Source organism: uncultured Eudoraea sp. (assembly GCF_947490415.1).
Taxonomy (GTDB): domain Bacteria; phylum Bacteroidota; class Bacteroidia; order Flavobacteriales; family Flavobacteriaceae; genus Eudoraea.
The window spans coordinates 628,816-654,303 of sequence record NZ_CANLGX010000001.1 but is presented as its reverse complement, the minus strand read 5'-3'; the positions used below and the strand labels follow the sequence as shown (position 1 = coordinate 654,303).

At 39.5% G+C, this 25,488-nt stretch carries 27 protein-coding genes; 13 read left to right on the top strand and 14 right to left on the bottom strand.

Annotated elements, in window-relative coordinates; all coding sequences use genetic code 11:
- The first annotated feature begins 21 nt into the window (after positions 1 to 21).
- The 5 genes from Q0874_RS02900 (at position 22) to Q0874_RS02880 (ending at position 4,285) form a co-directional block, all read left to right on the top strand.
- On the top strand, positions 22 to 1,191 hold the full coding sequence (locus Q0874_RS02900) for a hypothetical protein (protein WP_299159143.1): 1,170 nt from the start codon (positions 22 to 24) through the stop codon (positions 1,189 to 1,191).
- Positions 1,192 to 1,362: 171 nt separating this feature from the next.
- Positions 1,363 to 1,569: a dodecin family protein gene (locus Q0874_RS02895; protein WP_299159141.1), complete on the top strand. Its 207-nt coding sequence runs from the start codon at positions 1,363 to 1,365 to the stop codon at positions 1,567 to 1,569.
- Between the two features lie 212 nt (positions 1,570 to 1,781).
- Complete coding sequence (locus Q0874_RS02890; RefSeq protein WP_299159139.1) at positions 1,782 to 2,420, top strand: class I SAM-dependent methyltransferase; 639 nt, start codon at positions 1,782 to 1,784, stop codon at positions 2,418 to 2,420.
- The gene (locus Q0874_RS02885; protein ID WP_299159137.1) at positions 2,417 to 2,833 is read left to right on the top strand and encodes an archease; all 417 of its coding nucleotides are present in this window, start codon (positions 2,417 to 2,419) and stop codon (positions 2,831 to 2,833) included. Before Q0874_RS02890 ends, Q0874_RS02885 begins: the two co-directional genes overlap by 4 nt.
- Before the next feature lie 3 nt (positions 2,834 to 2,836).
- The gene (locus Q0874_RS02880; RefSeq protein ID WP_299159135.1) at positions 2,837 to 4,285 is read left to right on the top strand and encodes an RtcB family protein; all 1,449 of its coding nucleotides are present in this window, start codon (positions 2,837 to 2,839) and stop codon (positions 4,283 to 4,285) included.
- Here Q0874_RS02880 and Q0874_RS02875 read toward each other — a convergent pair.
- The 3 genes from Q0874_RS02875 to Q0874_RS02865 are packed head-to-tail and all read right to left on the bottom strand — an operon-like array spanning position 4,275 to position 6,767.
- Positions 4,275 to 4,916 (bottom strand): phosphoribosyltransferase, encoded by a 642-nt coding sequence (locus tag Q0874_RS02875; RefSeq protein ID WP_299159133.1) that lies wholly within the window; start codon positions 4,914 to 4,916, stop codon positions 4,275 to 4,277. The two genes, Q0874_RS02880 and Q0874_RS02875, sit on opposite strands and share 11 nt — an antisense overlap.
- Complete coding sequence (locus tag Q0874_RS02870) at positions 4,909 to 5,580, bottom strand: dienelactone hydrolase family protein (RefSeq protein ID WP_299159130.1); 672 nt, start codon at positions 5,578 to 5,580, stop codon at positions 4,909 to 4,911. Before Q0874_RS02870 ends, Q0874_RS02875 begins: the two co-directional genes overlap by 8 nt.
- The gene (locus tag Q0874_RS02865; protein ID WP_299159128.1) at positions 5,577 to 6,767 is read right to left on the bottom strand and encodes a hypothetical protein; all 1,191 of its coding nucleotides are present in this window, start codon (positions 6,765 to 6,767) and stop codon (positions 5,577 to 5,579) included. The genes Q0874_RS02870 and Q0874_RS02865 overlap by 4 nt, the downstream gene beginning before the upstream one ends.
- Positions 6,768 to 6,972: 205 nt before the next feature.
- On the opposite strand from Q0874_RS02865, the gene Q0874_RS02860 reads away from it, so the two are divergent.
- From Q0874_RS02860 to Q0874_RS02835, 6 genes are all read left to right on the top strand, one after another.
- Positions 6,973 to 7,992 carry a zinc-dependent alcohol dehydrogenase family protein gene (locus Q0874_RS02860; RefSeq protein ID WP_299159126.1) on the top strand — a complete coding sequence of 340 codons (1,020 nt, stop codon included), beginning with the start codon at positions 6,973 to 6,975 and terminating at the stop codon, positions 7,990 to 7,992.
- 83 nt (positions 7,993 to 8,075) lie between these two features.
- Positions 8,076 to 8,474: a hypothetical protein gene (locus tag Q0874_RS02855; RefSeq protein ID WP_299159124.1), complete on the top strand. Its 399-nt coding sequence runs from the start codon at positions 8,076 to 8,078 to the stop codon at positions 8,472 to 8,474.
- A gap of 63 nt (positions 8,475 to 8,537) precedes the next feature.
- Positions 8,538 to 8,939 carry a TerB family tellurite resistance protein gene (locus tag Q0874_RS02850; protein WP_299159122.1) on the top strand — a complete coding sequence of 134 codons (402 nt, stop codon included), beginning with the start codon at positions 8,538 to 8,540 and terminating at the stop codon, positions 8,937 to 8,939.
- A gap of 219 nt (positions 8,940 to 9,158) precedes the next feature.
- Positions 9,159 to 10,364 (top strand): OmpA family protein, encoded by a 1,206-nt coding sequence (locus Q0874_RS02845; protein WP_299159120.1) that lies wholly within the window; start codon positions 9,159 to 9,161, stop codon positions 10,362 to 10,364.
- Positions 10,365 to 10,694: 330 nt separating this feature from the next.
- Positions 10,695 to 11,804, top strand: a complete 1,110-nt coding sequence (locus Q0874_RS02840) for an AraC family transcriptional regulator (RefSeq protein WP_299159118.1) — start codon at positions 10,695 to 10,697, stop codon at positions 11,802 to 11,804.
- 128 nt (positions 11,805 to 11,932) lie between these two features.
- On the top strand, positions 11,933 to 13,561 hold the full coding sequence (locus tag Q0874_RS02835; protein ID WP_299159116.1) for a nitrilase-related carbon-nitrogen hydrolase: 1,629 nt from the start codon (positions 11,933 to 11,935) through the stop codon (positions 13,559 to 13,561).
- A gap of 96 nt (positions 13,562 to 13,657) precedes the next feature.
- Here the strand turns inward: Q0874_RS02835 and Q0874_RS02830 are convergent, their stop codons facing one another.
- From Q0874_RS02830 to Q0874_RS02820, 3 genes are all read right to left on the bottom strand, one after another.
- Positions 13,658 to 14,617 (bottom strand): hypothetical protein, encoded by a 960-nt coding sequence (locus Q0874_RS02830; RefSeq protein WP_299159114.1) that lies wholly within the window; start codon positions 14,615 to 14,617, stop codon positions 13,658 to 13,660.
- A gap of 114 nt (positions 14,618 to 14,731) precedes the next feature.
- Positions 14,732 to 15,577 carry a LytTR family DNA-binding domain-containing protein gene (locus tag Q0874_RS02825; RefSeq protein ID WP_299159112.1) on the bottom strand — a complete coding sequence of 282 codons (846 nt, stop codon included), beginning with the start codon at positions 15,575 to 15,577 and terminating at the stop codon, positions 14,732 to 14,734.
- Positions 15,578 to 15,657: 80 nt separating this feature from the next.
- Positions 15,658 to 16,095 carry a hypothetical protein gene (locus Q0874_RS02820; RefSeq protein WP_299159110.1) on the bottom strand — a complete coding sequence of 146 codons (438 nt, stop codon included), beginning with the start codon at positions 16,093 to 16,095 and terminating at the stop codon, positions 15,658 to 15,660.
- A gap of 282 nt (positions 16,096 to 16,377) precedes the next feature.
- Between Q0874_RS02820 and Q0874_RS02815 the strand changes: the two genes are divergently transcribed.
- The gene (locus Q0874_RS02815; protein ID WP_299159108.1) at positions 16,378 to 17,583 is read left to right on the top strand and encodes a cation:proton antiporter; all 1,206 of its coding nucleotides are present in this window, start codon (positions 16,378 to 16,380) and stop codon (positions 17,581 to 17,583) included.
- A gap of 117 nt (positions 17,584 to 17,700) precedes the next feature.
- On the opposite strand, the gene Q0874_RS02810 is transcribed toward Q0874_RS02815, so the two are convergent.
- The 8 genes from Q0874_RS02810 to Q0874_RS02775 form a co-directional block, all read right to left on the bottom strand.
- Positions 17,701 to 17,829: a hypothetical protein gene (locus Q0874_RS02810; RefSeq protein WP_299159106.1), complete on the bottom strand. Its 129-nt coding sequence runs from the start codon at positions 17,827 to 17,829 to the stop codon at positions 17,701 to 17,703.
- A 158-nt stretch (positions 17,830 to 17,987) separates the two neighbouring features.
- Entirely contained in the window at positions 17,988 to 18,227 is a 240-nt protein-coding gene (locus Q0874_RS02805; RefSeq protein WP_299159104.1) for a hypothetical protein, read from the bottom strand.
- 163 nt (positions 18,228 to 18,390) lie between these two features.
- Positions 18,391 to 18,690 (bottom strand): DUF6090 family protein, encoded by a 300-nt coding sequence (locus Q0874_RS02800; protein WP_367275390.1) that lies wholly within the window; start codon positions 18,688 to 18,690, stop codon positions 18,391 to 18,393.
- Between the two features lie 204 nt (positions 18,691 to 18,894).
- Entirely contained in the window at positions 18,895 to 19,605 is a 711-nt protein-coding gene (locus tag Q0874_RS02795) for a 6-phosphogluconolactonase (protein ID WP_299159102.1), read from the bottom strand.
- Positions 19,605 to 20,135, bottom strand: coding sequence for a gluconate 2-dehydrogenase subunit 3 family protein (locus Q0874_RS02790; RefSeq protein WP_299159100.1), 531 nt, complete (start codon positions 20,133 to 20,135; stop codon positions 19,605 to 19,607). Before Q0874_RS02790 ends, Q0874_RS02795 begins: the two co-directional genes overlap by 1 nt.
- Positions 20,123 to 21,214 (bottom strand): Gfo/Idh/MocA family oxidoreductase, encoded by a 1,092-nt coding sequence (locus Q0874_RS02785; RefSeq protein WP_299159097.1) that lies wholly within the window; start codon positions 21,212 to 21,214, stop codon positions 20,123 to 20,125. The genes Q0874_RS02790 and Q0874_RS02785 overlap by 13 nt, the downstream gene beginning before the upstream one ends.
- Positions 21,211 to 22,902, bottom strand: coding sequence for a GMC oxidoreductase (locus Q0874_RS02780; protein ID WP_299159095.1), 1,692 nt, complete (start codon positions 22,900 to 22,902; stop codon positions 21,211 to 21,213). The genes Q0874_RS02785 and Q0874_RS02780 overlap by 4 nt, the downstream gene beginning before the upstream one ends.
- Positions 22,903 to 23,172: 270 nt before the next feature.
- Complete coding sequence (locus tag Q0874_RS02775) at positions 23,173 to 24,633, bottom strand: YiiX/YebB-like N1pC/P60 family cysteine hydrolase (RefSeq protein WP_299159092.1); 1,461 nt, start codon at positions 24,631 to 24,633, stop codon at positions 23,173 to 23,175.
- 362 nt (positions 24,634 to 24,995) lie between these two features.
- On the opposite strand from Q0874_RS02775, the gene Q0874_RS02770 reads away from it, so the two are divergent.
- Complete coding sequence (locus Q0874_RS02770) at positions 24,996 to 25,487, top strand: hypothetical protein (RefSeq protein WP_299159089.1); 492 nt, start codon at positions 24,996 to 24,998, stop codon at positions 25,485 to 25,487.
- Position 25,488 lies beyond the last annotated feature (1 nt).

The window sequence follows — 25,488 nt, the reverse complement described above, 5'->3', positions numbered from 1 at the left end:
TTGGTTCAAAATAGTTGAGTCATGAATACTTCCGAAAAACATCCACTGCCTAAAAAAGACTTTGAAACCCTAGCCGAAACACGCAGTCTTTATTGTGTTTCCATATTCCTGCCCATGGATAAAAAAGGCAAGGAACAGAATATGCATTTAGCGCAGGCCCGGCTAAGACAAAGTATCAACGAGGTACAGAAAAAGTTGATTGAACATCAAATGCATATGAACGAAATAAAGGAATATCTCGAACCTGTAGAGCAGCTTTTAGACAAGGTACAACTGTGGAGGAACCCCTCAGATGGATTGGCTATTTTTTTGGATTCAGAGAAGGGGATGAGATATTATATGGTTCCCATATCATTCGATGCAAAAACCTATGTAGCGGGCCATTTTTATCTTTTGCCCCTGCTGCCATTATATCATAACGATGGGCTATACTATCTGTTGGATCTTAGCCAGGATTATGTAAAACTATATCAGGCATCACGTTACTCTTTTAAGGATTTATATCTGGAGGATTTCGCCCCGGGACAACTGGAAGATGCCGTTGGATCGGATTATGAACAAAAGAATTTGCAGTTCAGGAGTGGGCAAGCTACACATGGGGCATCGTTCCATGGTCAGGGAGAGGGAAAGGAAGACGAAAAGGATGAATTGTTCCGGTACTTCAGGATGTTGGATGATGGCGTAAAAAAAATTGCCACAGATTCGAAGGCTCCCTTGGTTCTTTCATGTACTGATCGCTTGTACGCGATGTATGCAGAAGCAAATACACATCACAATCTGTATGACAAGCACTTGCCAGGAGACCCTCAATATAAAAATGATGATGAAAGACATCGGGAATCCTGGGCGCTGGTTGAGGAATATTTTAGGCGACCTCAGTTTACTAAGATTAACAAGTTCAACGAATTATACCATACACAGAAGACTTCTTATGAGATAGATGTCATTGTTAATGCTGCTATCAATGGCAAGATTGACACACTCTTTATAGAAGAAGGCGGCGATGTATTTGGCATTTATGATAAGAAGGACAATGAAGTTACAATAGATCAGAAAAACGAAATTAACAATGTATCATTGACCAATTTGGCAGCTCTGCTAACTTTTGAACAAGGGGGTGAAGTGTATTTTTTGCCTCCTGAACAAATGCCCGTAAAGGAAAGTCCGATGAACGCTGTTTTTAGGTTTTGATGGTTTCCAGGGAAAATATACCGTATTGAATAATTCGATTCTTGGGAGATTGATTCAACTTCTAGTGAGGCTTAATCAGTAATTTAATTTTGAAGCGATAAACACCGAAGTTCAGCTATTGATTACTAAAGAACAGGAACTTAGTTTATAAATTAATAAAAACAAATAATTATGTCAGTATTAAAAGTTGTTGAAATTTTAGGAAATTCTACGGAAAGTTTTGAAGATGCCGTACAAAATGTTATTAACGAAGTCTCAAAAAGCGTGAGAGACATCAAATCGGTCTACGTGCAAGACATGCAGGTAGCTGTAACTAATAATAAGATTTCTGAATATCGTGTAAATACCAAAGTAACTTTTGAAGTATTGGAACACTAAAATTGGTTGACTTTAATTAGATTGGTTTGATAAGGTACTGCGGAAAAGCTGAATTTCCTTTAGGCGGTACCTTATCTTTTGTTGACATTCTTACCAGGTGCACTAAGCGCAGGCCTGGTTTTTTTACTTCTAAAAAGCTGCCCCTATTGACATAGATCATTGCAGCTGGACTTAATTCTCATGATATTTAGGGAATCAAAAACAGAAGCACGATGACACATACAGAAATATTTGACAGACACGTAGAAGAATATGAGAAATGGTACGAAGACTATTCTGAAGTCTATCATTCCGAACTTGCTGCGATTAGGGAACAATTATTAAAACTACCGGAAAATATCAGAGGTATTGAGGTGGGTTTGGGAACCGGAAGGTTTGCCCTTCCTTTAGGAATTAAAGAAGGCGTAGAGCCCTCCAGGAGTATGGCAGAAAAAGCCATCAACAGGGGAATAGAGGTTATTGAGGTGTTAGCTGAACGCCTTCCGTACGGAGACCTGCAATTCGATTTTGTACTTTTTGTAACCGTTTGCCATTTGGCTAGTTTAAAGAATGCTTTGGCCGAAGCGCACAGGGTTTTAAAACACGAAGGTTCTGTGTTGATCGGGTTTTTGGATAAGGATAGAAGTATAGCGCAACAATATATCGAAAAACGCCATCGAAGTACGTTCTTCGCAAAGGCCAATTTTTATACCGTAGACCGAATACAGACATTGCTAAAGGAAGCAGGATTCAAAAACCTGGAATTCAACCAGACCCTTTTTGGTGATTTAGACGAGATCGAGGAAATACAAATTCCAAAACCAGGTTTTGGAGAGGGTTCCTTTCTAGTGGTGAAAGCGACCAAAAAATGAAGATTAGATACCTTCCCCACACTGCGGATATCCGCATGAAAATAGAGGGTTCCAGTCTAGAAGAGCTTTTTACTGCAGGAGTATTGGGAATGGGTAACATTTTAAGGGATGGTTTTTGTGATAAGAATGGCCCATTTATGGTCAAGTTAAAAATTGAACTTACGGCACATGATGAAACCTGCCTGCTTATTGATTTTTTATCTGAAGTACTATCTAATTCTTATTCCGAAAAAGCGATTTTTTGTGAAGTAAAAATTTTTGAGTTGACAACCACGAAGATAAGGGCAGAGATTCATGGCAGACAACAAGCCCAAGGTTTTGACGAGGAAATCAAGGCAGTGACTTACCATGAGGCTGATGTGCAAAAAAATAATAACAGGGACTGGGAAACCCTGATCATTTTTGATATTTAACAAATGAAAATTAAAAAAGCCGATATCCATAAAATAGAAGACTTCTTGTGGGAGATTCCCAAAGCGTTCCGACCTAATATGCGGGTACCCGCAAGGATATTGGCATCAGAACCTTTGCTCGACGCCATTATGGAAGATCGGTCCCTTATGCAATTGGTAAATGTGGCATCCCTGCCCGGTATAAAGGGAGCTTCCCTTGTTATGCCCGACGTTCACGAAGGATATGGTTTTCCCATTGGTGGCGTGGCGGCCACTTTGCATCCAGACGGAGCAATTTCCCCAGGGGGTATAGGCTATGATATCAATTGCGGGGTACGGTTACTTACTTCCGACCAAAAAATAGCAGACATCAAAGATAAATTGGAGATACTATCCAAAGAAATGTATGCCCAGGTCCCTTCTGGGATGGGAAAAGGCGGGCAAATTAAACTTTCTACGCAAGAAATGGATGAAGTGCTTCTCAAAGGAGCCGAGTGGGCTGTTGAAAAAGGATATGGGGAAAAGAGGGATTTGGCTTTTATGGAAAGCAATGGTCGGTTGGAAAATGCAGATCCGTCTTTGGTCTCCGATATGGCAAAAAAAAGGGGTACTGACCAACTGGGCACCATAGGTTCAGGAAACCATTTTGTAGAGGTGGATTATGTGGCGGAGATTTATGAAGAGTCCATTGCGGAAGCTTACGGACTGGCCAAAGGTCAGGTAGTGATATTGATTCACACCGGATCCCGTGGGTTAGGACATCAGGTCGCCACTGACTACATTCGTCAAATCATATCGGCAATGCCCAATTATGGCATTGAAGTGCCCGATAGGGAATTGGCTTGCGTGCCTTTCAATTCCAAAGAAGGACAGAATTATTTCAAAGCCATGTGTGCTGCGGCCAATTATGCCTGGTGCAACAGGGAAGTAATTTCGTGGGAGGTCAGAAACGCCTGGAAGAATATTTTTGGACCAAACATTGAACCTCTTAAACTGATGTATGATGTGGCGCACAATATTGCCAAAGTTGAGAGACATTTAGTCGATGGAAAGCAAGTTGAGGTTATTGTACACCGTAAGGGGGCTACAAGAGCTTTCGGTCCGGGGTTTGAAGAATTACCTGAATCCTATAAATCGGTAGGGCAACCCGTGATTATTCCCGGAAGCATGGGTACTTGTTCCTATGTATTGGCCGGCACTACCAGAAGCAAGGAACTGACCTTCGGTTCATGTTGCCACGGAGCGGGAAGAAGGTTGTCCAGGACGGCTGCAAAGAAACAAGTAAATGCTCCGGTACTCAAAGAAAATCTCAAAGAAAAAGGCATTTTTGTTGAAGCAGGTTCCTTTAAGGGTATAGCCGAAGAAGCGCCCGTAGCCTATAAAGATGTTAATATGGTGGTCGAGACCGTAAGTAATTCCGGTATTGCCAGGAAAGTAGCTAAACTTAAACCTGTAGTGGTAGTCAAAGGTTAGGTTTCATTGTTGCATCGGTTTCTTCCAACAACTGAATCGCTTCCTGATCAGAAACCTGTTCGAATTTTTTATAGAACTGTCCCACAGCTTGAAAATAATAAGGAGCATGGAGACAAATAATTTGATCGACTTTCGGGTTGTTTTCAAATTTGTGTATCCCGGAACTCGGGGCCACAGGTATTGCCACAACTATTTTTTTTGGTTTTTGTTTACTGACAAGCTCCACAGTAGCCATAAGGGTATTCCCCGTAGCAATGCCGTCATCTACGATGATTACCGTTTTATTCTTTAAATTTTGGGGAGGACGGTTTCTATAATATTGATTATGGCGCTCTCTTAGTTTTTTCCGGATCCGATAGACTTCTTCTTCTATATAGCTTTTGTTAACTCCTATGGCATCGGTAAGTATCATGTCTTCCAAACTTACCGCACCAATAGCATACTCCTTATGATAAGGGTGACCAATTTTTTTAGTCAGGGCGACATCCAAAGGAGCTTTTAGGGTCTTTGCTATTATAGAACCAATGGGGAGCCCTCCTCGTGGGATGGCCAGCACTACTACATTATTATTTTTGAACTGTACTAGTTTTTCTGCTAATTGCGTTCCGGCATCGACTCTATCTTCAAACATGACTTTCAACTTTTTTATTTAGGAGATACGCGGCGAACCAATTGGCCGATATGCCTGCGACTTCTTCCAGTTTGCCGGGTTCTTCGAACAAGTGTGTTGCTTTGGGTATTATCTGTAATTTGCGTTCGCATTGTAATTTTTGATAGGCCATTTCATTGAGCTCTATGACCACGTTGTCCCAGCCACCGACAATTAAGAGTGTTGGGGCAGTAACCTTTTTGAGTTCCTGCAAGGCCATATCAGGTCTTCCACCCCTTGAGACTACTGCCTTGATATCCTTGCCAAAAAAGGCGGCCGCCCGTAATGCGGACGCGGCTCCTGTACTTGCGCCAAAATACCCAATGGGTAAGCCGTGGATTTCGTTTTGCCGTTGTGCCCATTGCGTTACGTTGATCAGGCGGATAGTCAGTAAATCAATATTGAAACGGTTTTCATAAATGCGGTCTTCATCCTCGGTCAAAAGGTCAAAGAGTAATGTAGCCAGGCCTTTTTTCTGTAGCACTTCAGCTACATAATTATTTCTTGGACTTAGTCGGCTGCTTCCGCTGCCATGAGAAAAAATAACCAAACCGGTCCCTTTTGCGGGTACGATCAGATTTCCTTTTAAGACAATACTTTCAATTCTAATAGAAACGGTTTTACGTATTTCTTCGGATGCTATCATTCTTCAACTAATTTTGGATTTTTTCGATTTCTATTTTGCCATATCGTGTAGGCCAATAAACCATACGCAAGTGTCATTACCAGGAATGCAATTAGAAACCCCAACAAGGGAATAAAAGTTAATAATCGTAAGACAATTGCAAAGCCCAGTGCTATAAACGAGGTTCTCCAAACTCCCCAGGGTTGGCCATTTCGTTTTTCCAAATAATAGGTAAGCAGCAAGGCTCCAACTAAATGCCCGAACAGCAAACTAAAAAGATAGAACGACAGAAGGAACAGGCTGATGGGGATGCCGATGATGATCATAAATGTAAACGCGATAAGGATAGGCAGGCCAAAAAGATAAATAAGACCGTAGCCAAAACTTTTCCACAAATCTTCTTTGATATAGGTAACCGCCTCGGTAAGAAGAGGTTTAAAAAAGTAATTCAATAACAGGATGACCAAAAATGCTGAAAGTATATAAAAGACCCAAAAGCCAAAAGCGGCAATACCAAAGAATTTCCAGGGAATTTCCTCATGTTCGCCCATCAGGGTTTCATCTAGTTTGGCCGTTGCATTGAACAGCGAATTCTTAAAATCGATTTGACCGTCTTCCGACCAATAAGAAACATCTTTATGAAATTGGGCATTTTCACCGATTTCAAGATCTTCTGCCACGATTTCGGAGGTGCCATGTATTATTCCGTCAATTTTCAATTCCCCTCCTTGCAGCATTGCATCGCCTTCCACTATGCCATTCATTACCAGTTCACCCGCGCTTGCTTTTAGCATTCCTATGATGACTCCTTTTATTCTGGTCTTGCCTCCCACGGTTATCAGGTTGCCATTTATCACGGCATCTTTGGTAATAGTAAGTTCGCCACCGGCAACGATGACATCATCGCCGACTTCTGAGTCAATGGTCAGTTTTCCACCAGCCATACGTATATCATCTGCCACATAGCCTTTGACAATTATCTCACCACCGGCCACAATAAGATCCTGGGTAATAGAATCGTTTACGGTAATATAGCTGCCAGCGGCTACTAAATCCCCTTTGACCATTGCATCAATACTTATATCCTTGCCTGTCAGGTAAACATCGTCGTTCTGAGGAGTTGAAATGGTGATATCCTCCCCGGTTTTAAATTGCGAGATCACTAAAAAAGGGAGTAACCAAATGAATAAAAGTGTCTTTGTTTTCATAATCATGATTTTTAATGGTATCCAAAGGAATTCATATTGTGTCACTTATGAAATGATTTAGGTCACGTTGCAGATTTTGTGTTTTCTACTTTAAACGACTCTTATTTTCAATTTTTACTACTACGGCTACTGATAAAGGTCATGGCAGGCATGAAGCATTGCGCTTATTTTTATATGATACCTTACGTATACAGATATGAAAGCAATGATATTAAACCAAATATCTGATCTGAAAGAAAACAGAGCACCTCTTCAATTGTGCGATATTCCCATTCCTGAACCAAAAAAAAATGAAGTACGCATTAAAATTTCGGTCTGTGGGGTTTGCCATACTGAACTTGATGAAATCGAAGGAAGATTAAAACCTCCAAAACTTCCAGTGGTACCTGGCCATCAGGTTATTGGTGTTGTAGAAAAATTAGGTATAGGCACTTCAAAATTCAGGGTAGGAGATAGGGTTGGCGTAGCCTGGATCTTTTCCGCCTGTGGCAAATGCAAATTTTGTTTAGAGGGTAATGAAAACCTTTGCGATGATTTTGTTGCAACGGGAAAAGACGTAAATGGAGGTTATGCAGAATATATGACCGTTCCAGAAAAATACGCCTGTTCTATTCCTCATTTTTTTACTGATGCTGAAGCAGCACCTATGCTATGTGCTGGTGCTATCGGTTACCGTTCTATTCAGCTTGCCCAAATTAGGGACGGGGATAATTTGGGACTTATGGGGTTTGGTGCTTCGGCACATTTGGTACTCAAAATGATCAAACATCGTTATTCGAATACCAAAGTTTTTGTGTTTGCGAGAAAAGCTGAGGAAAGGCAATTTGCCATGGAACTAGGGGCGATCTGGTCTGGTAAAACGACTGATACATCCCCCGAAAAGCTCGATGCCATTATCGACACCACTCCTGCATGGGCTCCTGTTGTGGAAGCACTTCGCAATTTGGAAAAGGGAGGCCGATTGATTATCAACGCTATTCGAAAGGAAAATAAGGACCGGGAATATCTGCAAAACCTGTCCTACCAGGATCATCTTTGGATGGAGAAAAATATTAAGTCGGTCGCTAATCTAACAGCCAAAGATGTGTCCGATTTTTTGGAGCTGGCGGAAAAGGCCTCCATTAAACCCGAGTACCAATTGTATCCTTTAGAACAGGTAAATAAAGCACTTATTGAGGTAAAGGAACAAAAAATCAGGGGGGCAAAAGTATTACAAATTTCTTAGAAAAAAAGACACAGAACTGATATGGATCATTTAAAAGCGTTACCAAAAAACGTAACTTTTCCATCAATTTTAAAATACTAAAAATGTTGGGTGAACAAAACACACAGGAAGAACTATTGACCGCTTTTCACCATGATGCCCAATGGTGGAAATTGATCCTTGGATATATTGAAACTGAAACCCAGTTTATAGAACAGTTATTGAATGCTCATATTTACAAAGAAAACACGCCTAATCTTTTTGAGCGGTTGCAAAAGTTCAGGCATGAAATTGAGACCAGAGCAAGGGAGACGAAGAACTTAAAGAAAGAAATTTCTGAATATGAAGATAAGTTACAAGGTATTTTGGAGTGTCAGGACATTTCTTGCGATACCTTTTACCTGGAAAACCATAAGGAATTAAAAGATCGTTTTGAGGAATTCTATACCGGGCTTAACGATTACAAAACAAGGGTGTTCAATTATATAGGAGGAATGCTTTAAGCCCGCCTTAAGGCCAAAAAAAAGAATTATTAAATATACGGCAACCTATAAAAGAAACAGAATATGTCAATCTTTGAAGCTTACGAATCGGGGGAGCACGAAAGTAAAGTATCGCATTTCGCCGCTATTGTAAAGTTGGCGATCATAGATGGCCCTATCAACCCCGAAGAAGAAATTGTTTTGAAACGTTTGGCCGTTAAGCTCGATGTTTCAGAGGAAGAAGTAAAACCTATACTTAAAAATCCCCGGAAGTACCACTTGATTCCACCCTATTCGTTAGAAGAACGCATTGAACGGCTCCATGACCTGTTCAGCATTATCTGTGCCGATCATGAAATTGATGAAGCGGAGCGGAATTTGATTTTTAAATATGCTATTGGACTTGGTTTTACTGCGGAGGGGGCCAATAAGGAAATCGAAAAATGTATGCAAGTGTTTGATGGTGATATGGAATTAGAGAATTGATGGGTTCCCGTGCGTGCCTGTAGGATAGTGCTGGAGATAAATTCATCAAAAACGACCATAAGCACTTTGAATTTGTCTATTTTTTTAGATAGCAGGAAACGAAGCTATAATCTCATATAGAAATACTAAACGGTACTGACCTATATCATTGACATCCTCCAAAGGGGTTCATAGTTTTGTTCCAAACGCGAAAAGAAATCATTTTTATATCTACAGATCATGAAAAACATATTTTTATTCCTGATAGTTGGTTTGTTCCTTCAGATGCCTGCCGTGTCTGAGGCACAAATACTGGGTAAACTAAAAAAGAAAGTCGAAAAGGAGGTTGAAAAAGCATTGGAAGAAGAAGAACCTCAACCAGAAGAAAAACAAACCAAAGAAAATGAACTGAAGGCTGAAGAAACCACAGATGACCAGGTTGCTAAACCCTGGTCTAAATATGATTTTGTGCCGGGTGAAACAGTAATATTTGAAGACAATTTAGAGGGAGAGCAAAATGGGGAATTCCCCTCACAATGGGATTTAATTGATGGCTACGTTGAAAATGCCTTATTTGAAGGTGAAAATGTTATTCGGTTTCCTGTTGAAAGTTCCGGGGCAACCATAAAACCACTTATGAAGAAAGAGGGGGACTATCTACCGGAAAAATTTACCATAGAATTCGACATGTATTTGTCACATAGAACTACCAAATATGAAATATTATTCTGGGATAAAGGAAAAGCTCACCACCGCCCATCTGAACTAGGAGATATTGGTGTTATTGATGTGGGCTATGAACAAGGAGCTTCTTATGACGGCGGTAGAATGCGTCGAAATTTACCCAAAGAATCTCAAAAAGAGTATCCCCACTGGCGTCATGTGGCAATTTCCTTTAATATAAGAGCGCTAAAAATATATATTGATCAGGACAGATTGTTAATGTTGCCCAATGTAAAAGGAAATCCACAAGCAATAAGTTTGAAAGGGAGTACTTATGATTTTAGCCAAACTGGTGATTATCCCACAATGATAAAAAATATCCGCATAGCAGAAGGCGCCGTACAACTATATGATCGATTTTTAACCGATGGGAAAATTGTTACTAACGGAATAAAATTTGATTCAGGAAAAGCAACTTTAAAACCTGAATCTATGGGTGTAATTAATGAAGTTGCGAAACTAATGAAGGAGCATCCGGAAATTAATTTTAGTGTTGAAGGACATACGGATAGTGATGGTGACACTCAGTTTAATATGACTTTATCGGAACAGCGGGCTAAGACAGTAGTGGATGAATTAGTTGCACAGGGGATTGACGGCGAAAGGATGGTCTCAAAAGGATTTGGAGAAGATGTACCGGTGGCTGATAATGGCACACCTGAAGGCAAAGCTAATAACAGAAGGGTAGAATTTGTGAAAATGAACGTACCCAAAACCGGATAAATAAGGGTATTACAGAAAGAAATACCCAGGTGAATAATTGTTCTGGTCCTCACTCTAATGTGAAGGTTAAATTCCTGTTTCTGAACAAACCACTATACTATAATTATAGATAATTCACTACGCTGGATAGCTCTACCAGTTCCAATGATCAACTTCTTTCGTAAAATCCCTAATTAGTTCAGTTTTTGAATATTGAAAAGTCCCTTAAGGAGAATTATCACAGCGCTTGAGGTTAGAAACTTTATTTACTCGGTTTTATGTAATACATTTATAAGAAGCAATAATAAATATTGCCTTCCATCTGATACAGAAACTAACAGTTAATAATAAATGGCAGAACTTTTTAATTTTCTGACCTTACTCGTACTCTTTCAGTTGTTTTTTATAAGCTTCTTCCTTTTCTTTTCCAAAAAAGGCAGAAAATTGAGCAATTACCTCCTGGCCTTTTTCTTCCTGAGTTTGGCTTTTGGATTACTGGACTATTACCTGCTTATCACCGAATTCTATGAAGAGAAAAGCCAGTACGCACTAATTCTTAACAGTCTGGTTGTTTTTCACGCCCCACTGCTACTGTTATATACCCAGTCCCTGACCACCCCTAAATTTAGTCTCAGATACATTCATTTACTGCATGCGTTACCTTTTGTAATAATTATAATTTTATTGGTTGTTTTTTATTACAGCCAATCTCCGGAAAAGCAACAATGGGTTTTGGAAGATGTTAAGGCAGGAAAGAATCTCAGCACTATTCTTATCTCTGTTTTCGGTTTTATATACGAACTAGCCTATTTGGTAGCCATTAAAATAACTATTAAACATTACCGGCGCACCATTGTGGAGCAATTCTCGAATATTGACAAGATAAATCTCAACTGGTTGAATTTCTTAGTCAATTTTTTTATCATTTCCGTGCTGGCAAGTACTTTTGGCAACGTACTCAGGCACAGTCAGATTATTCGCATGGATCAGGGGGCAATAGCGTTAGGTTTAATAGGCTTGTTGTTTTTTATTAACAGTGTCTTGCTCAAAGGGCTCCACCAAAATGAGATCTTCCTTGGCGCTTCCAGAAGTGTGGTTACAAGCACGGTCGAATCAGAAGAAAATGAATCCCTGCTCCAAAAACTTCGGGAGCATTTGTCTAAAAACAAGCCATTTTTGGAGCCGGAGCTAACTTTGAATTTGCTTGCAGAGCAAATGCAGATTTCTCCACGTCAGCTCTCCACCTTGATCAATATGGAATTGGGCAAATCTTTTTTCGACCTGATCAATAGTTACCGCATCGAAGAGGCAAAACGTATCCTGAGGGAATCTCAGGATACCAAACTAACTGTGCTGGAAGTAATGTATGAAGTGGGCTTTAGTTCCAAGTCGAGCTTTAATACGGCTTTCAAAAAATATACAGGAATAACCCCAACGGCTTTTAAAGCCGGCACTACCTGATCTTTTAACAGGTACGATATCAGGGACTGAAAATCATACTCATTTTTTTGGTTCGACTTCATGTATACTGTCGACTTTGGGCAATTCATGCACTTACTTTGTTCAATAATCAAAAAATTCAGAATATCATGAAAACTCTAAAACGTTATTTATCGAATCCGTACGTAGCATTAGTTCTGGGAATGCTCTTTATGATCTTCGGTTCAGCCAAGTGGACCATATTTATTGCACCCTGGTTTGGACTTGCCTTTTTACTTTATTTTTCGAGGAATGTCAAATTATGGCAAGTGCTGGTTTTTGGGGTACTGGGTCTTTATATTTCCGGGTTGTTGGCCACCTATGAAGTATTCCCGGCTCCCCTGCCCATTTTTATGATCATACTCATGATCGTATCATTGAAATCTATAATCCCCTACCTTATAGATAAACTGAGCAAAGCGAAAGAAAAAGGTTTTTTGGGAACACTTATTTTTCCTGCGGCATTCATAAGCCTGGAATACCTAAATACCTTCGAAAACGGGGATGTTTGGAGCTCCATTGCCAACACCCAATACCAGTTTAAAGCTATTCAGCAAATTGCATCTGTCTTTGGTATTTGGGGGATTTCATTTTTAGTTGCCTGGTTCGCATCGCTGTTCAACTGGATGACAGGCTTACAATGGGAATGGAAAAAAATCAAAAGAGGAGTCGCCATAGCTGCCACAATTTATGTGGTAGTCCTTGCCTTTGGAATTTTCAGATTGGCGTTTAGCCATACTTCAGCAGATGAATATGTTAAAATAGCAGGGGTTACCATAGACAATACCAATGTAATGGAAACCCTTTATGAAGACGAATTTGGAAAAACGATCAGTATTTCGCCGGAAACTTCACAGGCTTCCGCGGAACTTCAGGAAGCCAATAAGGCCATGATACCTTTTATTGAAAATCCTGCCGATGACAAATATAAAAGGACACTAAAGACACTTGAAGGTAATCTGGAACTCCTTTTTCAAAAAACGGCCCTTTTGGCCGATGAAGGCGCGAAGATAGTTGTCTGGTCCGAAGCCATAGGTTTAATTATTAATAATCAGGAGGAAGGAGTAATTCAAAGGGCCAAAGAGTTTGCCAGGGAAAAAGGGATTTACCTCTTCATTTCTTTGGGAGTGATAAATCCGGGACCGTATAGTCCGGACAGGTTGCTTTTGGTCAATAAAACAATGACCCTTACCCCGGAAGGTGAGTTGGCAAACACCTATCTGAAAAGCAATCCGGTTCCTTTTGCCGAACAGGATTATGGTTCCGATGATATTATGCCGGTCATCGATACGCCCTATGGCAAATTATCCCCGGTAATTTGTTACGATGCTGATTTTCCTCACTTTATGAAACAGGCAGGGAGCAATAAAACGGATATTCTGCTAATCCCGTCCGGAGACTGGAAAGCAATAGATCCCTACCATGCCCAGATGGCCGTCTTACGGGGGATCGAAAATGGGGTTTCCATAGTCAGACCTGTATCCAGGGCAACTTCTTTGGCAACGGATCCTTATGGGAATATTATCGCTAAAATGGATTTTTTCTCTTCCGCTGATAAGACTATAATTGCAAATGTGAAGACCAGAGGAGTAGCTACTATTTACAACACTATAGGAGATGTTTTGCCTTACTTAAGTCTGGTACTTACAGCATATATTATACTAGACATCTTGTTCAGGGCAGTACTAAGGAGAAAGAAATCTTATTTAAAGGGTAAGACCAGGGCGTTGGAAGCCTGAGCGTTGTTTGGCAGTACAAATGGCAGAACAATCATTGATATTAAAAGACCCGGCAAACTTCCGGGTCTTTTTTGTATGGTATATTTTAAAGGAAGGCTAATTACTGCCCAGGTCTCCGGAGCTTATCTGAACATTTTTTTCATTTTCTTCCAGGAAGTCTTGCTCCCTTTCCAAAAATTCCAGATACGACTGACCTTTGGCAAAATCAATATTATCGCCAAAGAGTACCAGGATGCCTTCCAGCGGTTCTTCATACGGATTATAGATCACGTGTTTTACATAGGGACCTATAAATACACTCATTCCGGGCTCAATATCAAATTCTTCCTCCCCAAAAAGGCCTTTTCCCTTGCCCTTGGTAAAGATCATCAGGTTAGGTACCTGACCTTTTTCCAGACGCTCGTCTGCATTAGCAGCCTCATCCGTTCCCAGACTGAACCACCCTATGCGTTTGTCTTTCATGGTGTATAGAGAAACTATTTCCGCACCATGGCTGGGCAGGGTATTATCACGGGTAAAATGGGTGATTTCTATGGCATCCTTCTTCCAAAAATGTTCCAGCACCTGGTAGGAGATAGCATCTGTCTTTTGTGTATATATAAATCCATCCATGGAAAGGATATCCAGGCCCACTTCATCGGCTGAGGTGGAACGGGCATTGGCGGTACTTGCGGTCCAGACTTTAGCATTAATTTTTTGTAAAACCGAGGCATCGGCAAATTTAAAATACCAGGTAGGTTCTTTAGGTTTCCCCTGATGAAGGGTTACCTCATTTGGACCATAATTATGAAAGGTATATTGTTTCTTCTTACCTACTTTATAACCTTCCTCTTTTCGCTCCGATACAACATGCCACCATTCTTCACCCACTGCAATCCCAAATGTAACCGACAAGGCCATGGGATCTGTTTTATAGCTTTCTACAAAAGACTGTAAAATTGCATGATGTTCTTTACTGTTTTCCTGTGATTGTACCGGGTACACCAGGAGATAGAATGCGGCACTAAGTAAAAGCGAGGCGCATTGTTTCTTACTTGTTTTAATTTTTGTTCTCATGAAAATTTAGATTTAATGATTGATATTGAGACGAATTTAAAAGCCGGGGGCCAAGGGCACCAGCTTTTTAGCTTGTTTGTGGTAAAATTTGATTATTTGTGGTAAATGACAGACTTACTGGAAACGTTTGTATTTTTTTAGTCCCTCTAATGTGTCATCCACATAGGTTTTTGAAACGGGGATCATTTCATCTGCATGGCTCATTGTGATCCTTAAATCGTTCCTGCCGCCTTTGATAGAGCTAACATTGTATAGATTTACCATAAAGGAGCGATGGCAACGGATCAGAAAACCATAATCCAGGGAATCGTTCAGACCTGCCAGAGAGGAACGTATCAGGAACCTTGAGTTTTGCCCATTTTTCAGATAGTGCAATTCAATATAGTTGTCCTGCGCTTTGGCATAAATAAAGTCGGCCACCATCATAGAAATCTTATCGTTTGTACCCTGACCGGTAAAATGTATCATGCGTTTGTCATCGATACTATTGTCTATATTGGTAAGGAAGGCATCATATTTTTCTTGCAGGGCTTTATACCTGAAATAAAAGAATGTACCCACCATGGGGAAAATTAATACTTTGGAAACATCGGCCACAAAGCCATAAACACTGCTAAGTTTCCAGTCATGCCAATCGCCCTGATAATTATAGGTAACGAACATGATCAGCCCCAGGAATAGAAGACTCCAGATAGTCCACCCAATAATAAAAGCATAAGAGAAGCGCCCCCTAAACAGAGGTTTAATGCCAAATTCATTAATAAGAGAGGTGAGAATGGTAATTGGAATGTATTGGCCTATCTCGTAGAGAAATTCAAAAGTATAGGTGTGGTTTGGATTGTAGTTGTTGACTCCAAAAGGCAGGAAAGCAATTAAAAAAAAGTACAGAAATAAACCAATGGAAAAGCTCAATATTAGTTTATATCTGGGCGCGTTAAAGAATACCAGTTCCTGATGCATACTTATACAAAGATAAATATTTCCGGGAGCTATCTTTTTACAAGAAAGGGAATTATGATAAGCGTAAAACGACAGGGAAATTATGTTTCCTGTTTAGAAAGCCCCAACTCTATTTCGATTAATTCAATAATCCGGTCAATTTCTTTTTGTAGATCAATTCTAAATTCCATTACGTCAACGGTAAGCAGAAGTTTCATGGCCAAAAGGTTACGTACCTTTGGCTGCTTTAAAATTTCGGAATAATTATTTTCAGGTTTCCTTTCTATATAGACATCCAGTCTGGTTTTGGAACCCCTGGTAAAACGGACCAAATTCAGGTCGTCTTGTACAATGTCATCAATTCGAAGCTGCAGTACGGTAAGCCGGTCCTTTACGAGGTTATTTAGATTATTGATCTGCAGGGCAATCAAAATACCAACCACAACAAGTAGGATTTCCCTAAAAACATACCTCATGTAATTTAAAGGTTTGTTATCGTCTGCGAGTTTTCTGCGTATTCGCCTATAAAAATTAATCATAGGTTCTAAGTATATTGTCAAGACGCCCGCAAGCGGCTATCTCAACCAAATGTCCACTGGACATTTGATCACGCCTTGGCGTGATTTTGTTTCGATAATGGAAGAAATTAATTATGGTTGGTAGTTCTTACTAAGTTAGAAAATTATTTATGCTCAGGGCTTTAGTGCATAACCATTGTCATGAGCTATAACTAACCTTTTTGCACTCCTGGGAATAAAAATTATACATTTGGAATACGAAGGAAATCAATTACTTCCTAATTCCGGAAATTAAAAAAATCAATGAACGCACTACTGCCCAAGTTAATAAGTTTTGATCCTTTAATTGGGTCCATCTCGGTCATAGCAATATTGATCGTAGCCGTGGGGTTATTTTTAAAAAAGATAAAACAGCCTTATATTATTGGCTATATATTGGTAGGGGCTATGCTTGGCCAATCTGGACTGGGTTTTATAGAAGACCCGTCTACTATTGATCATCTGGGGGAAATGGGAATTATACTTCTGCTTTTCTTCATTGGAATGGAAATAAGTCTGCCGGAATTTATTAAACAATGGAAAGTTGCTGCCATAGGGACAACAATTCAGGTTGTTTTAAGTGTTGTTATCATATTGGCAGTGGGTTATTTTTTTGGATGGCGCATGGAACGTTCGGTTATCCTCGGATTTGTAATCGCATTGAGTAGTTCGGCAGTCATCATAAAACTTCTTTCAGATAAAAACCTGACAAATACCAGGATAGGAAAGAACGTATTGAGCATTTTATTGATGCAAGACATCATAATTGTCCCGCTTTTGATAGCAGTAACAATGCTTGGGGGGAAAGAAGAATCTACCAAGGCAATTTTTCTGAATATCGCAGGAGGCTTAGTTATTATTATTTCTCTTATCTACATTTACAAAAAGCAAACTATAAAACTTCCCTTTTCCAAAGCAATTGAAAAGGATCATGAACTTCAGGTTTTTTTAGCCATACTTTTTTGCTTCGGAGGTGCTTTGGGAGCTTCTTTTTTTGAACTATCACCGGCCTTAGGGGCCTTTGTGGGAGGTATGGTCATGCACGCCTCCAAAGCAACTCATTGGATATACAATACCCTAAACTCCTTTAGGATCTTGTTTGTAGCTATTTTTTTTATAAGTGTTGGGTTACAATTGGATTTTGACTTCATTATCGAAAATATATGGGCCATTCTAGCGGTTTTAATTTGTGTATATATAACGAACCACTTGATTAATTCATTTATTTTACGTTTGTTTTCCTGCCCATGGAAAGAGGCTTTTTTGGGCGGAGCCCTGCTCGCTCAAATCGGGGAATTAAGTTTTTTGATCGCTTCAACGGCCTACAGCCTTAATATTATTGAAAGTTATAGTTATAAGTTTACTATTAGCCTTATTTCTTTAACCTTAATCATCAGTCCGTTTTGGATTAGCTTTACAGAAAAGCTTATCATTTCCAGTGGGACGAGAAAACTTAATAAAAGAAATTGACCCGAGAAGTAGCCTGGCATACTGCTCCTTAAATCCATTAAGTGACAATAGTTAGAAAACATCAAAATTTCTAAGCGGTAAAACTTGGATTAAAACTTCAAACTAAAGAAATACTATTTAGCTTAAAATCCCCCAAAGGCCAATGATAACTCCAAGGGCTATTAAAGCCAGTAATACCTCTAAGCTAATATTTAATACAGAAAGAATAGTGTTTAATACGGGATGTTTGTTTGAATTCGATTCCATAGCAAGGGTTTTTAAATTCATATTTTTAGTAGTAATAAGTTACGATTTCTTGTGGTGACTTTAGACAGAATTGTTGTGAAAGGGCCAAAAGTTGTGGTTTAGTCGTATTTTTTATGCATTTCATCGGAGAATTGAATTTTCTAGCTTAAATAACATGCTCATTTTCTATTATCCAATTCTTCCTCAATAAGCGCGTTAAGAAATTCAATTTTAGACAGAAGGTCCTTATGAAATTCTATGGCCTCAGCATGTTTTACAAGAAACATGGCTACTATCCATTCTTGTTCTCTAAATTCTTCTGAAGTTGGGTCATTTATATATTCCCATTCCCTGGTATTAAACATATAGGGTTTGTCGAAGATAAACGCGCTTTTTTGAATACTTTCTGGGGTAGACACGCATTGATGAACTTAATAAATTCGCATGGTAATCATTAAATTCCTTAATTCTTGAAGCGGTATATTCATAATCCCTATGTAGTGCAATTAAGCTGTCTTTTACTTGTTGATTTTTGAATATACTTAATTTGCCTGCATTATTTAGTTCTAAATAGGTTGAATTCTAGACCACCAAATTTTCTGTTCTATCAGTAAATAATTCGATTAATTCAATATAGTCTTCCTTGCTCTTTTGTTCTTCGTAAGCCTTATGAATGTATTGATAACTCAAATCCATAACTTCATTACATTCAACTATTTGTCGATTAAAATAACGGGTATCTGCTTTAAGGTCAGTAATAATGCGCTCCAAATATTCCAGCTCCAGAATTTCTTCTTTACGATCTTCATTCCAATTATTTATACTTAAAGCTATGAGTATCCCAACCACTACCAAGACAATTTCCCCCAGGGCATATAGCAAGTATTTGCTGAACTTGCCTCCCAGTATGGCAGGCAGGCTTTTAGTTAAAAGATGATGTCGGATTTTTTTAAAAAATACCAGTATTTTTATCTACAGTATAGGCACGAATTCGGTTCCCTTTAATCAGTAAATATCTGAAACAGGCTTAATGCAGTAAATGATCAGGATCAGCTGTGCTTAGAAAAAATCAAGGCTATTTAGGAGTTACAAATCGGTTATCAGGGAAACTCTGGGATGTTTCCATAAAATACTTGCAGGCAATTTTGGGGTGACCACCTTTTTAAGCCATTCCGAATAGATGCCTTTTTTTTCAGTTCCGGTTACCATAAATAAAATTTCTTTTGCTTCCAGGATTGATTTAATACCCAGAGTTACTCCAAATTCAGGGGGTGTATTTTCTGAGCTAATCATATTGTGATTCTGAGTAGATGGCGCCAATTCGGAAACATAGCATTCATCAGAAGGCCAATTTTCGTCGGGCTCTATAAAACCCAAATGTCCGTTTTTTCCCATTCCTAAAATGAGGATATCCAGAAGGCCTTTCTTTTCAAGCTTTTTTCCCATAAAATTGGCTGCCTCCTCCGCCTGAATTTTATTGACAGGAAGGGTTAAACCAGGAGAAAAATAATATGCTCTTTCCAAAGGTATTCCCCAGGGGATTCTTACCTCTTTTTCAATGTAACTCATGCAACTATGTTGATATTCGGATAACCCTATCCATTCATCCAATTGAAACAAAGAAAGAGATTTGGTGTTCAGGTCTCTTGTCTTTGCAATATTTCTATACATTTCCAATGGAGAATTTCCGGTGGCAACACCAATCTTGCTCAAGGGGTTTTTACTGATCCTCTGGATTAACCAGTCAGCAGCAACCTTGCTTAATTCGGTATAGTCTTTACACTGATGTATTGTCATTAATACCAGGCTATTTCACCATTATAAGGAACGCAGCCTTTGTAGTATCCGGGGATGGGGTTGTATCTCAGTCCTTTAGTGATCCCTATTTTGGATGAAAAATATCCCCACTGTGTTAGTGACTTAAGGTCCTTAAAATAATGAGGGATTTTTTGGGTTGCGGAATTTGCTTCTATGTCTAGTTGCTCAATTACCTCATATTTTTTCTGTGCTGAAAAATCTAGAAATCCATCTTTAAGTAATTGGTTTAATCCTACTAAGATTCTGTCCTTATTTTCAATTTCATAACAATCTTCAACAATCAGAGCTATAAAATATTGAACATTCGCCTCTTTGGCTCCCGGAGATTCATCTGTTTCAGGTAAAATAATTTCGACAATGGCACCCAGAAGAGATTGATATTCTTTGTTAAATAATGATAGAGAGCTACCATATGTACAACCTTCCAAAATCCAGGAAAAGGGTATAAAACTTCCGGCGGACCACCGGGCTAATATCCCCATGGCATTTCTGCGATTTATTTTTTCCATAATAAATAGGGTTTTTTGGCATTCGTCTTAAAAGGCATCATGATTTTTTTTCCTTCTCCTGCGGAAGCATAGGCCGCAAAAAGGACTTCTAATACTGCCTTGCCATCTTCCCCGGTAACTAAGGGAGTACGATCATTTTTTACACAGTCTACAAAATGCGCCATCTCCTGTGGAAACCCATAGTTCCATAGTTCTTCATACATAGTGAAACTCCAGCCTTTGGTGTTTCCTGCTTTTTCCACAGCATAACCTATCCCTTTTTCACTATAGGTCAGGATAGAATTTCCCTGAAGGACATCTGCGTATGCAACCCCTTCACTACCATGTATTTCAGCTTTATCATCCATCCCTCCTTTTTTAATCCAGCTTTCTTCTGCTATTGCAGTTACCCCATTTTCAAACTCTAATATGAGTACGCTGTTGTCATCTCCAATAGTCTTATCCTTATGGACAGCGGTTTGCATATGTGCATAAACCGAAACAATGGAAGCCTCAGGATTTAACCATCTAAAGAATTGAATGGCATGACATCCCATATCCATCATCACACCACCCCCGGATTTTTCAACATCATAAAAATGAGCCGCATGAGGTCCGTCGTGTTTTTCAGACTGTTTAAAAAATACCGGATACCCCAAAGCTCCTTCATCTAACAGTGATTTTAGGCGAACATATTTTGGAGCAAAACAGAGTTCTTCTGCATACATTAATTTAACCTTATTTTTTTTGCAGGTTTCAATCATGATGTCTGCTTCCTCCAGGCTCAAACATAGGGGCTTTTCTACCACTACATGCTTTTTTGCCTGGGCTATTTTAACGGCTAATTCGCAATGCAAATGGTTGGGAACTCCCAGGATCACCATATCTATTTCGTCCATGGCCAGGAAGGCATCGATATCCGTAAACCAATTCGGGATCTTGTGATGTTCCGCAAACGTTTTTACATGCTCCTCGTTTGGCGAAATCACGGCCAAAACAACTGCATCAGCAACCGTTTTCAGTGCTTCAGCATGAATGGTAGAGATAAATTGAGATCCTATGATCCCAACGCCCACCTGATTTTGTTGCGTACTTTTCATATACTTTGCGCTTTAAATTGTTCGGCAGCGTAGGTCGCAGCTCTTGCTGTAAATGCCATATAAAGTAGGGAAGGACTTTGGTTTCCGGTGCTTGTCATACACGCTCCATCGGTGACAAATACATTCTGACACAGATGCAGCTGGTTATATTTATTGAGCATAGAAGTTTTTGGATCTTCACCCATTCTACACCCGCCCATTTCGTGAATGTCCAGACCCGGAGCTTGTTTTGAATCGTTTTGTTCAATATCTGAACACCCCATGACCTCCAGCATAGCTTTACTTTCCTTTAAAAAGTCCTGAACCATCAATTCGTCGTTATCATCATAATTCACATCCATTACAAGCTGTGGAATTCCCCAGGGATCTTTTTCTGTGTCAGACAAATAAACGCGGTTCGATGCTTTTGGTATGGTCTCGCCCTGCATATACATATATGCCCGCCAGTCTCCCGGAAGACGAAGACCTTCTTTATATGCTGCCCCAATTCCAGGGCCATCTCCCGGAGCCTCTTCATTTCGTGACCTATAGGCGCCACTGAAAATGGTATATCCTCCAACAAAAGGCATATCATGCTTAGATACATTTCTGAAATTTGCTAAAATAAGTTCCGAAGGGTTCCTGCCATAAACATAAGTGTCTTTAAAGCCTTCAAACTTACCAGAGGTATATCCCCGGTAATTATGAAACCCTACATAATGACCTAGTACATCATGATCATTTCCCAAACCATTCGGAAAACGATCAGAAGTAGAGTTCAATAAAATAAGATTAGAGTTTAGGGCCGAGGCGTTTACAAAAATTATGCTGGCTTTTATCTCCTGTCGTGATCCGGCAGCCGTATCTATATATTCAATTCCGGTAGCCTTTTTTTGTTGGTCGTCATAAATGATTTTAATCACAACAGCATTGGAAAGAATGCTAAGGTTGCCGGTTCGTTGTGCCGAGGGGATGGTGCTGGAATTACTGCTAAAATAAGCGCCAAAAGGACAACCTCTCATGCAAAGATTTCTCGCCTGACATTTTCCTCTGCCTAATTCTAAATGATGTTCTTTAGGTTCGGTCAGGTGCGCCCATCTTCCATGTACCAGATGCCTGTCCGGATATCGGTCGGCTAAGGCGGTGCTCATGTGCTGTTCTACACAATTCATTTCGAAAGGGGGCAGAAACTCCCCGTCGGGCATGGATTCTAACCCATCTTTATTTCCACATACGCCGATAAAATCTTCCACTAAATGATACCAGGGAGCCATTTCTGCGTAATCTACCGGCCACTGAATGCCGTAATTATATTTGGAAGGGGATTCGAATTCGGATTGGCTCCATCGCTGGCAAGCTCTGCCCCACGTTAAGGATTTTCCACCTACCTGAAATCCCCGTATCCAATCGAAAGGCTTTTTTTGTACGTAGGGCTGATCTTTATCTTTAATAAAAAAGTGGGCAGTGTCCTCTCCAAAACCTGCCGCTTTGGTGATCAGGGGGTTTTCATCTCTGAATGCCTTTGGCATCCACCCGGCATGGGGAAACTCCCAAGGTTGCAAAAGAGCAGTAGGATAATCTTTAGTGTGCTCCACATTTCTACCCCGTTCCACGATACAGGTTTTAAGGCCTTGTTCACACAATACCTTAGCGGCCCATCCACCAGAAATGCCGGATCCAATGACGATAGCGTCGAAGTTTGTATTCATTTTAGGATGATTCAATCTCTTAAATATAACCAATAGATGGGTCACTTTAAAAACAAATTGACCGGATAAAGGCAAAAAGGTAGTATTCCTTTACAAGCTATCAGATCTAACGGTATTAATTACTTGAAACTAAGACAAAGAAGTTTTTGAGATAGGGTATAACAAATTTCATATCCGGTATAGTGCTTACAAATGAGTTGGTTAACATAGGCAGCACCGACCCCTGGGGGGTGGCAGGCTGTAAATAGGATTGTTCTTTTTAAGGAGAACCTAATTTGTTATACTCTCTTCGGCAATTCTTACCAGTTGCCAGTATGGAGGTAAATACTCATTTTCCTCTTTAAAAGCGTTTATTTTTAATTCTGTAATTGATTTACATTCCTTAAACCGGTCTACAAAATCAGTATTTTTTAGTGCTGTAACAGCCCCCATGCCTTCCGGGATAATACCTTCTTTTCCGATGCTATTAAGAAATAATGAATACCCCTTAATAACTCTTGCCACGGGCAGCATCCAAAGATTGTAATCGAGTTTCTCACCTTCATTGGCACGGCTTATCAAAGCATCCATAACAGCATTGTCTACATGATCCTGAAAAAGAATTTCCTTATCCCTCCATTCGGCTACAACGCTTAGCATTGGATCGTATTCAAGATCAGAGGGCATTTGGGTTACGAAATTTTCCACCCCAAAATTGTTCAGCCATTCAATGATCCCATTTGACGAGATGGTAGACTCAGACTCCCATAAATTTATCCCAAACTGTTTATAGGCATATGATCCAACTTCTGAACAGAACATGGCCGAAGAATCATAATAATCCATTTTAAAGTCATAAGGTATATGCCTGGTTTGAGATTCATTAAAAATATATAAGGATGCTTCATGGGGGAGCATAGGATTTGCGATCATTTGTTCCAAATCAATCCTGGGCCTCATAACCATAAACCTCAGTTTTTTATCATTTAAATACTCATCCAGTGTTGCTATGGCCACACCTTTTTCAATATGAGCTTCCACTAAATATGGCTCATTGGTCTCCTCATTTATATGAATAATGGCCACGTGTGAAAAATTTCCTGGAAAATCATTTCCCCTCGAAATAAAAGCTGAAACCTCTGCTCCCCCCCGGCTGACGAGCAAATCACCACTATGCACTTCTATTCCCAGGATATCTACAGAGGGAGTAGCAGAAGGTTCGTCGGAAACAAAGGTTGTGGATACAAACTGATCATCACTGGATTGCAATAAAATCTCCTCCACTGCAGCTCTCATACCATATAGAATGCGGTAAGAGGTATTGCGGGCGCTGGCGCTGTTCATATCCCAAAAACGGGAATCTAATTTTATCTTTTTTCTTACCCTATTATAAAACCGGACGTGCCAATCAGATTTGTTTTCCTGTGCCGCAATCAGCGGAGCAATCTGGAAAAACCTGCGCTCTATCAATGCGTAAAATCCATCTTCAGGTTTTATGGTTTTATTTTCATAGGCGTTTAGGATACTATCATTTTCAAAAGCCATATCCTGTACGATAGAATCCAATTCTTCAGATGAAATTGCTTTTGCCCGGAGAAAGGCAATTTCCAAATTCTCCCAAAGCGCATCCTGATCCCAAATAAAAGGAATTTCTGATGCCTTTTGAGGTTTACTTTTATTTTCAGGCATGGGGATAAGAAGTAAGAGATATAGCCCCGCAATGATTAGTAAAAATGTAATAAATTTCTTCATGTTTTTTTAAACACTTTGGGTTGGATGGTTATCCATCGCGTAAATATAAGTCATTCCTATACTAACCTTTTCAATCTTGTCTTACTCTTTAACTTAATCCCATTTTAATAGGATATAGGCACATTGCAATTAGTTGTTCATCAACTTGCTTCAAGGAATTAACAAATTGCTTTTTGAATTTCTTAAGGAGGGGAAATGAATTCATGTATGCAAAGTAACTTAACCAAAGTGGTGTGAGGCGGCAGTTATTTTATGTAGGTAAAAACCTACTTTTATATTTGAAATTATTACTTACCTTGACGATAGAAAAATGAGATCCAAATACAATAGGATAAGATAACTAATTAACAAAAAAACCAATCATGAAACTATTCAACAGAAATTTAGCAGGAATAGCCCTTTTATTAATTTGTTTTGGCACTAACCTCTATGGCCAGGGCGCTAATCACATAATTATATTAACGGTAGATGCTGCAGAATTGACTCAGGAAGACCCTGCTGCTGCATGTTTTTTTAATGTTGCTGATGGAAATGTTACAATTGTTGAGGTTAGTGAACCAGCAAAAGATTTTACCATACTTGTTAAACCCGATGATTATGTGGAATGGGAAGGGGTTACTACTTCAGGGGAAGAGGTAGATATTGAGATGATAGAATTTAGAGCGGTGGGCAATAGCCAAAATATATTTAACACGAATAGAGGGCAAGGTAGGAATGAAAATGGATCAAAAAAGAAAGTGAAACAAAAAGTTAATGGTAACGCTAGGGGCATGGAATACAGTTATGCCATTGAGTTTACGGTAGCTGGGGAAACGTATCAATTTGACCCAAAAATTAAAGTTGTAAAAGAATAAG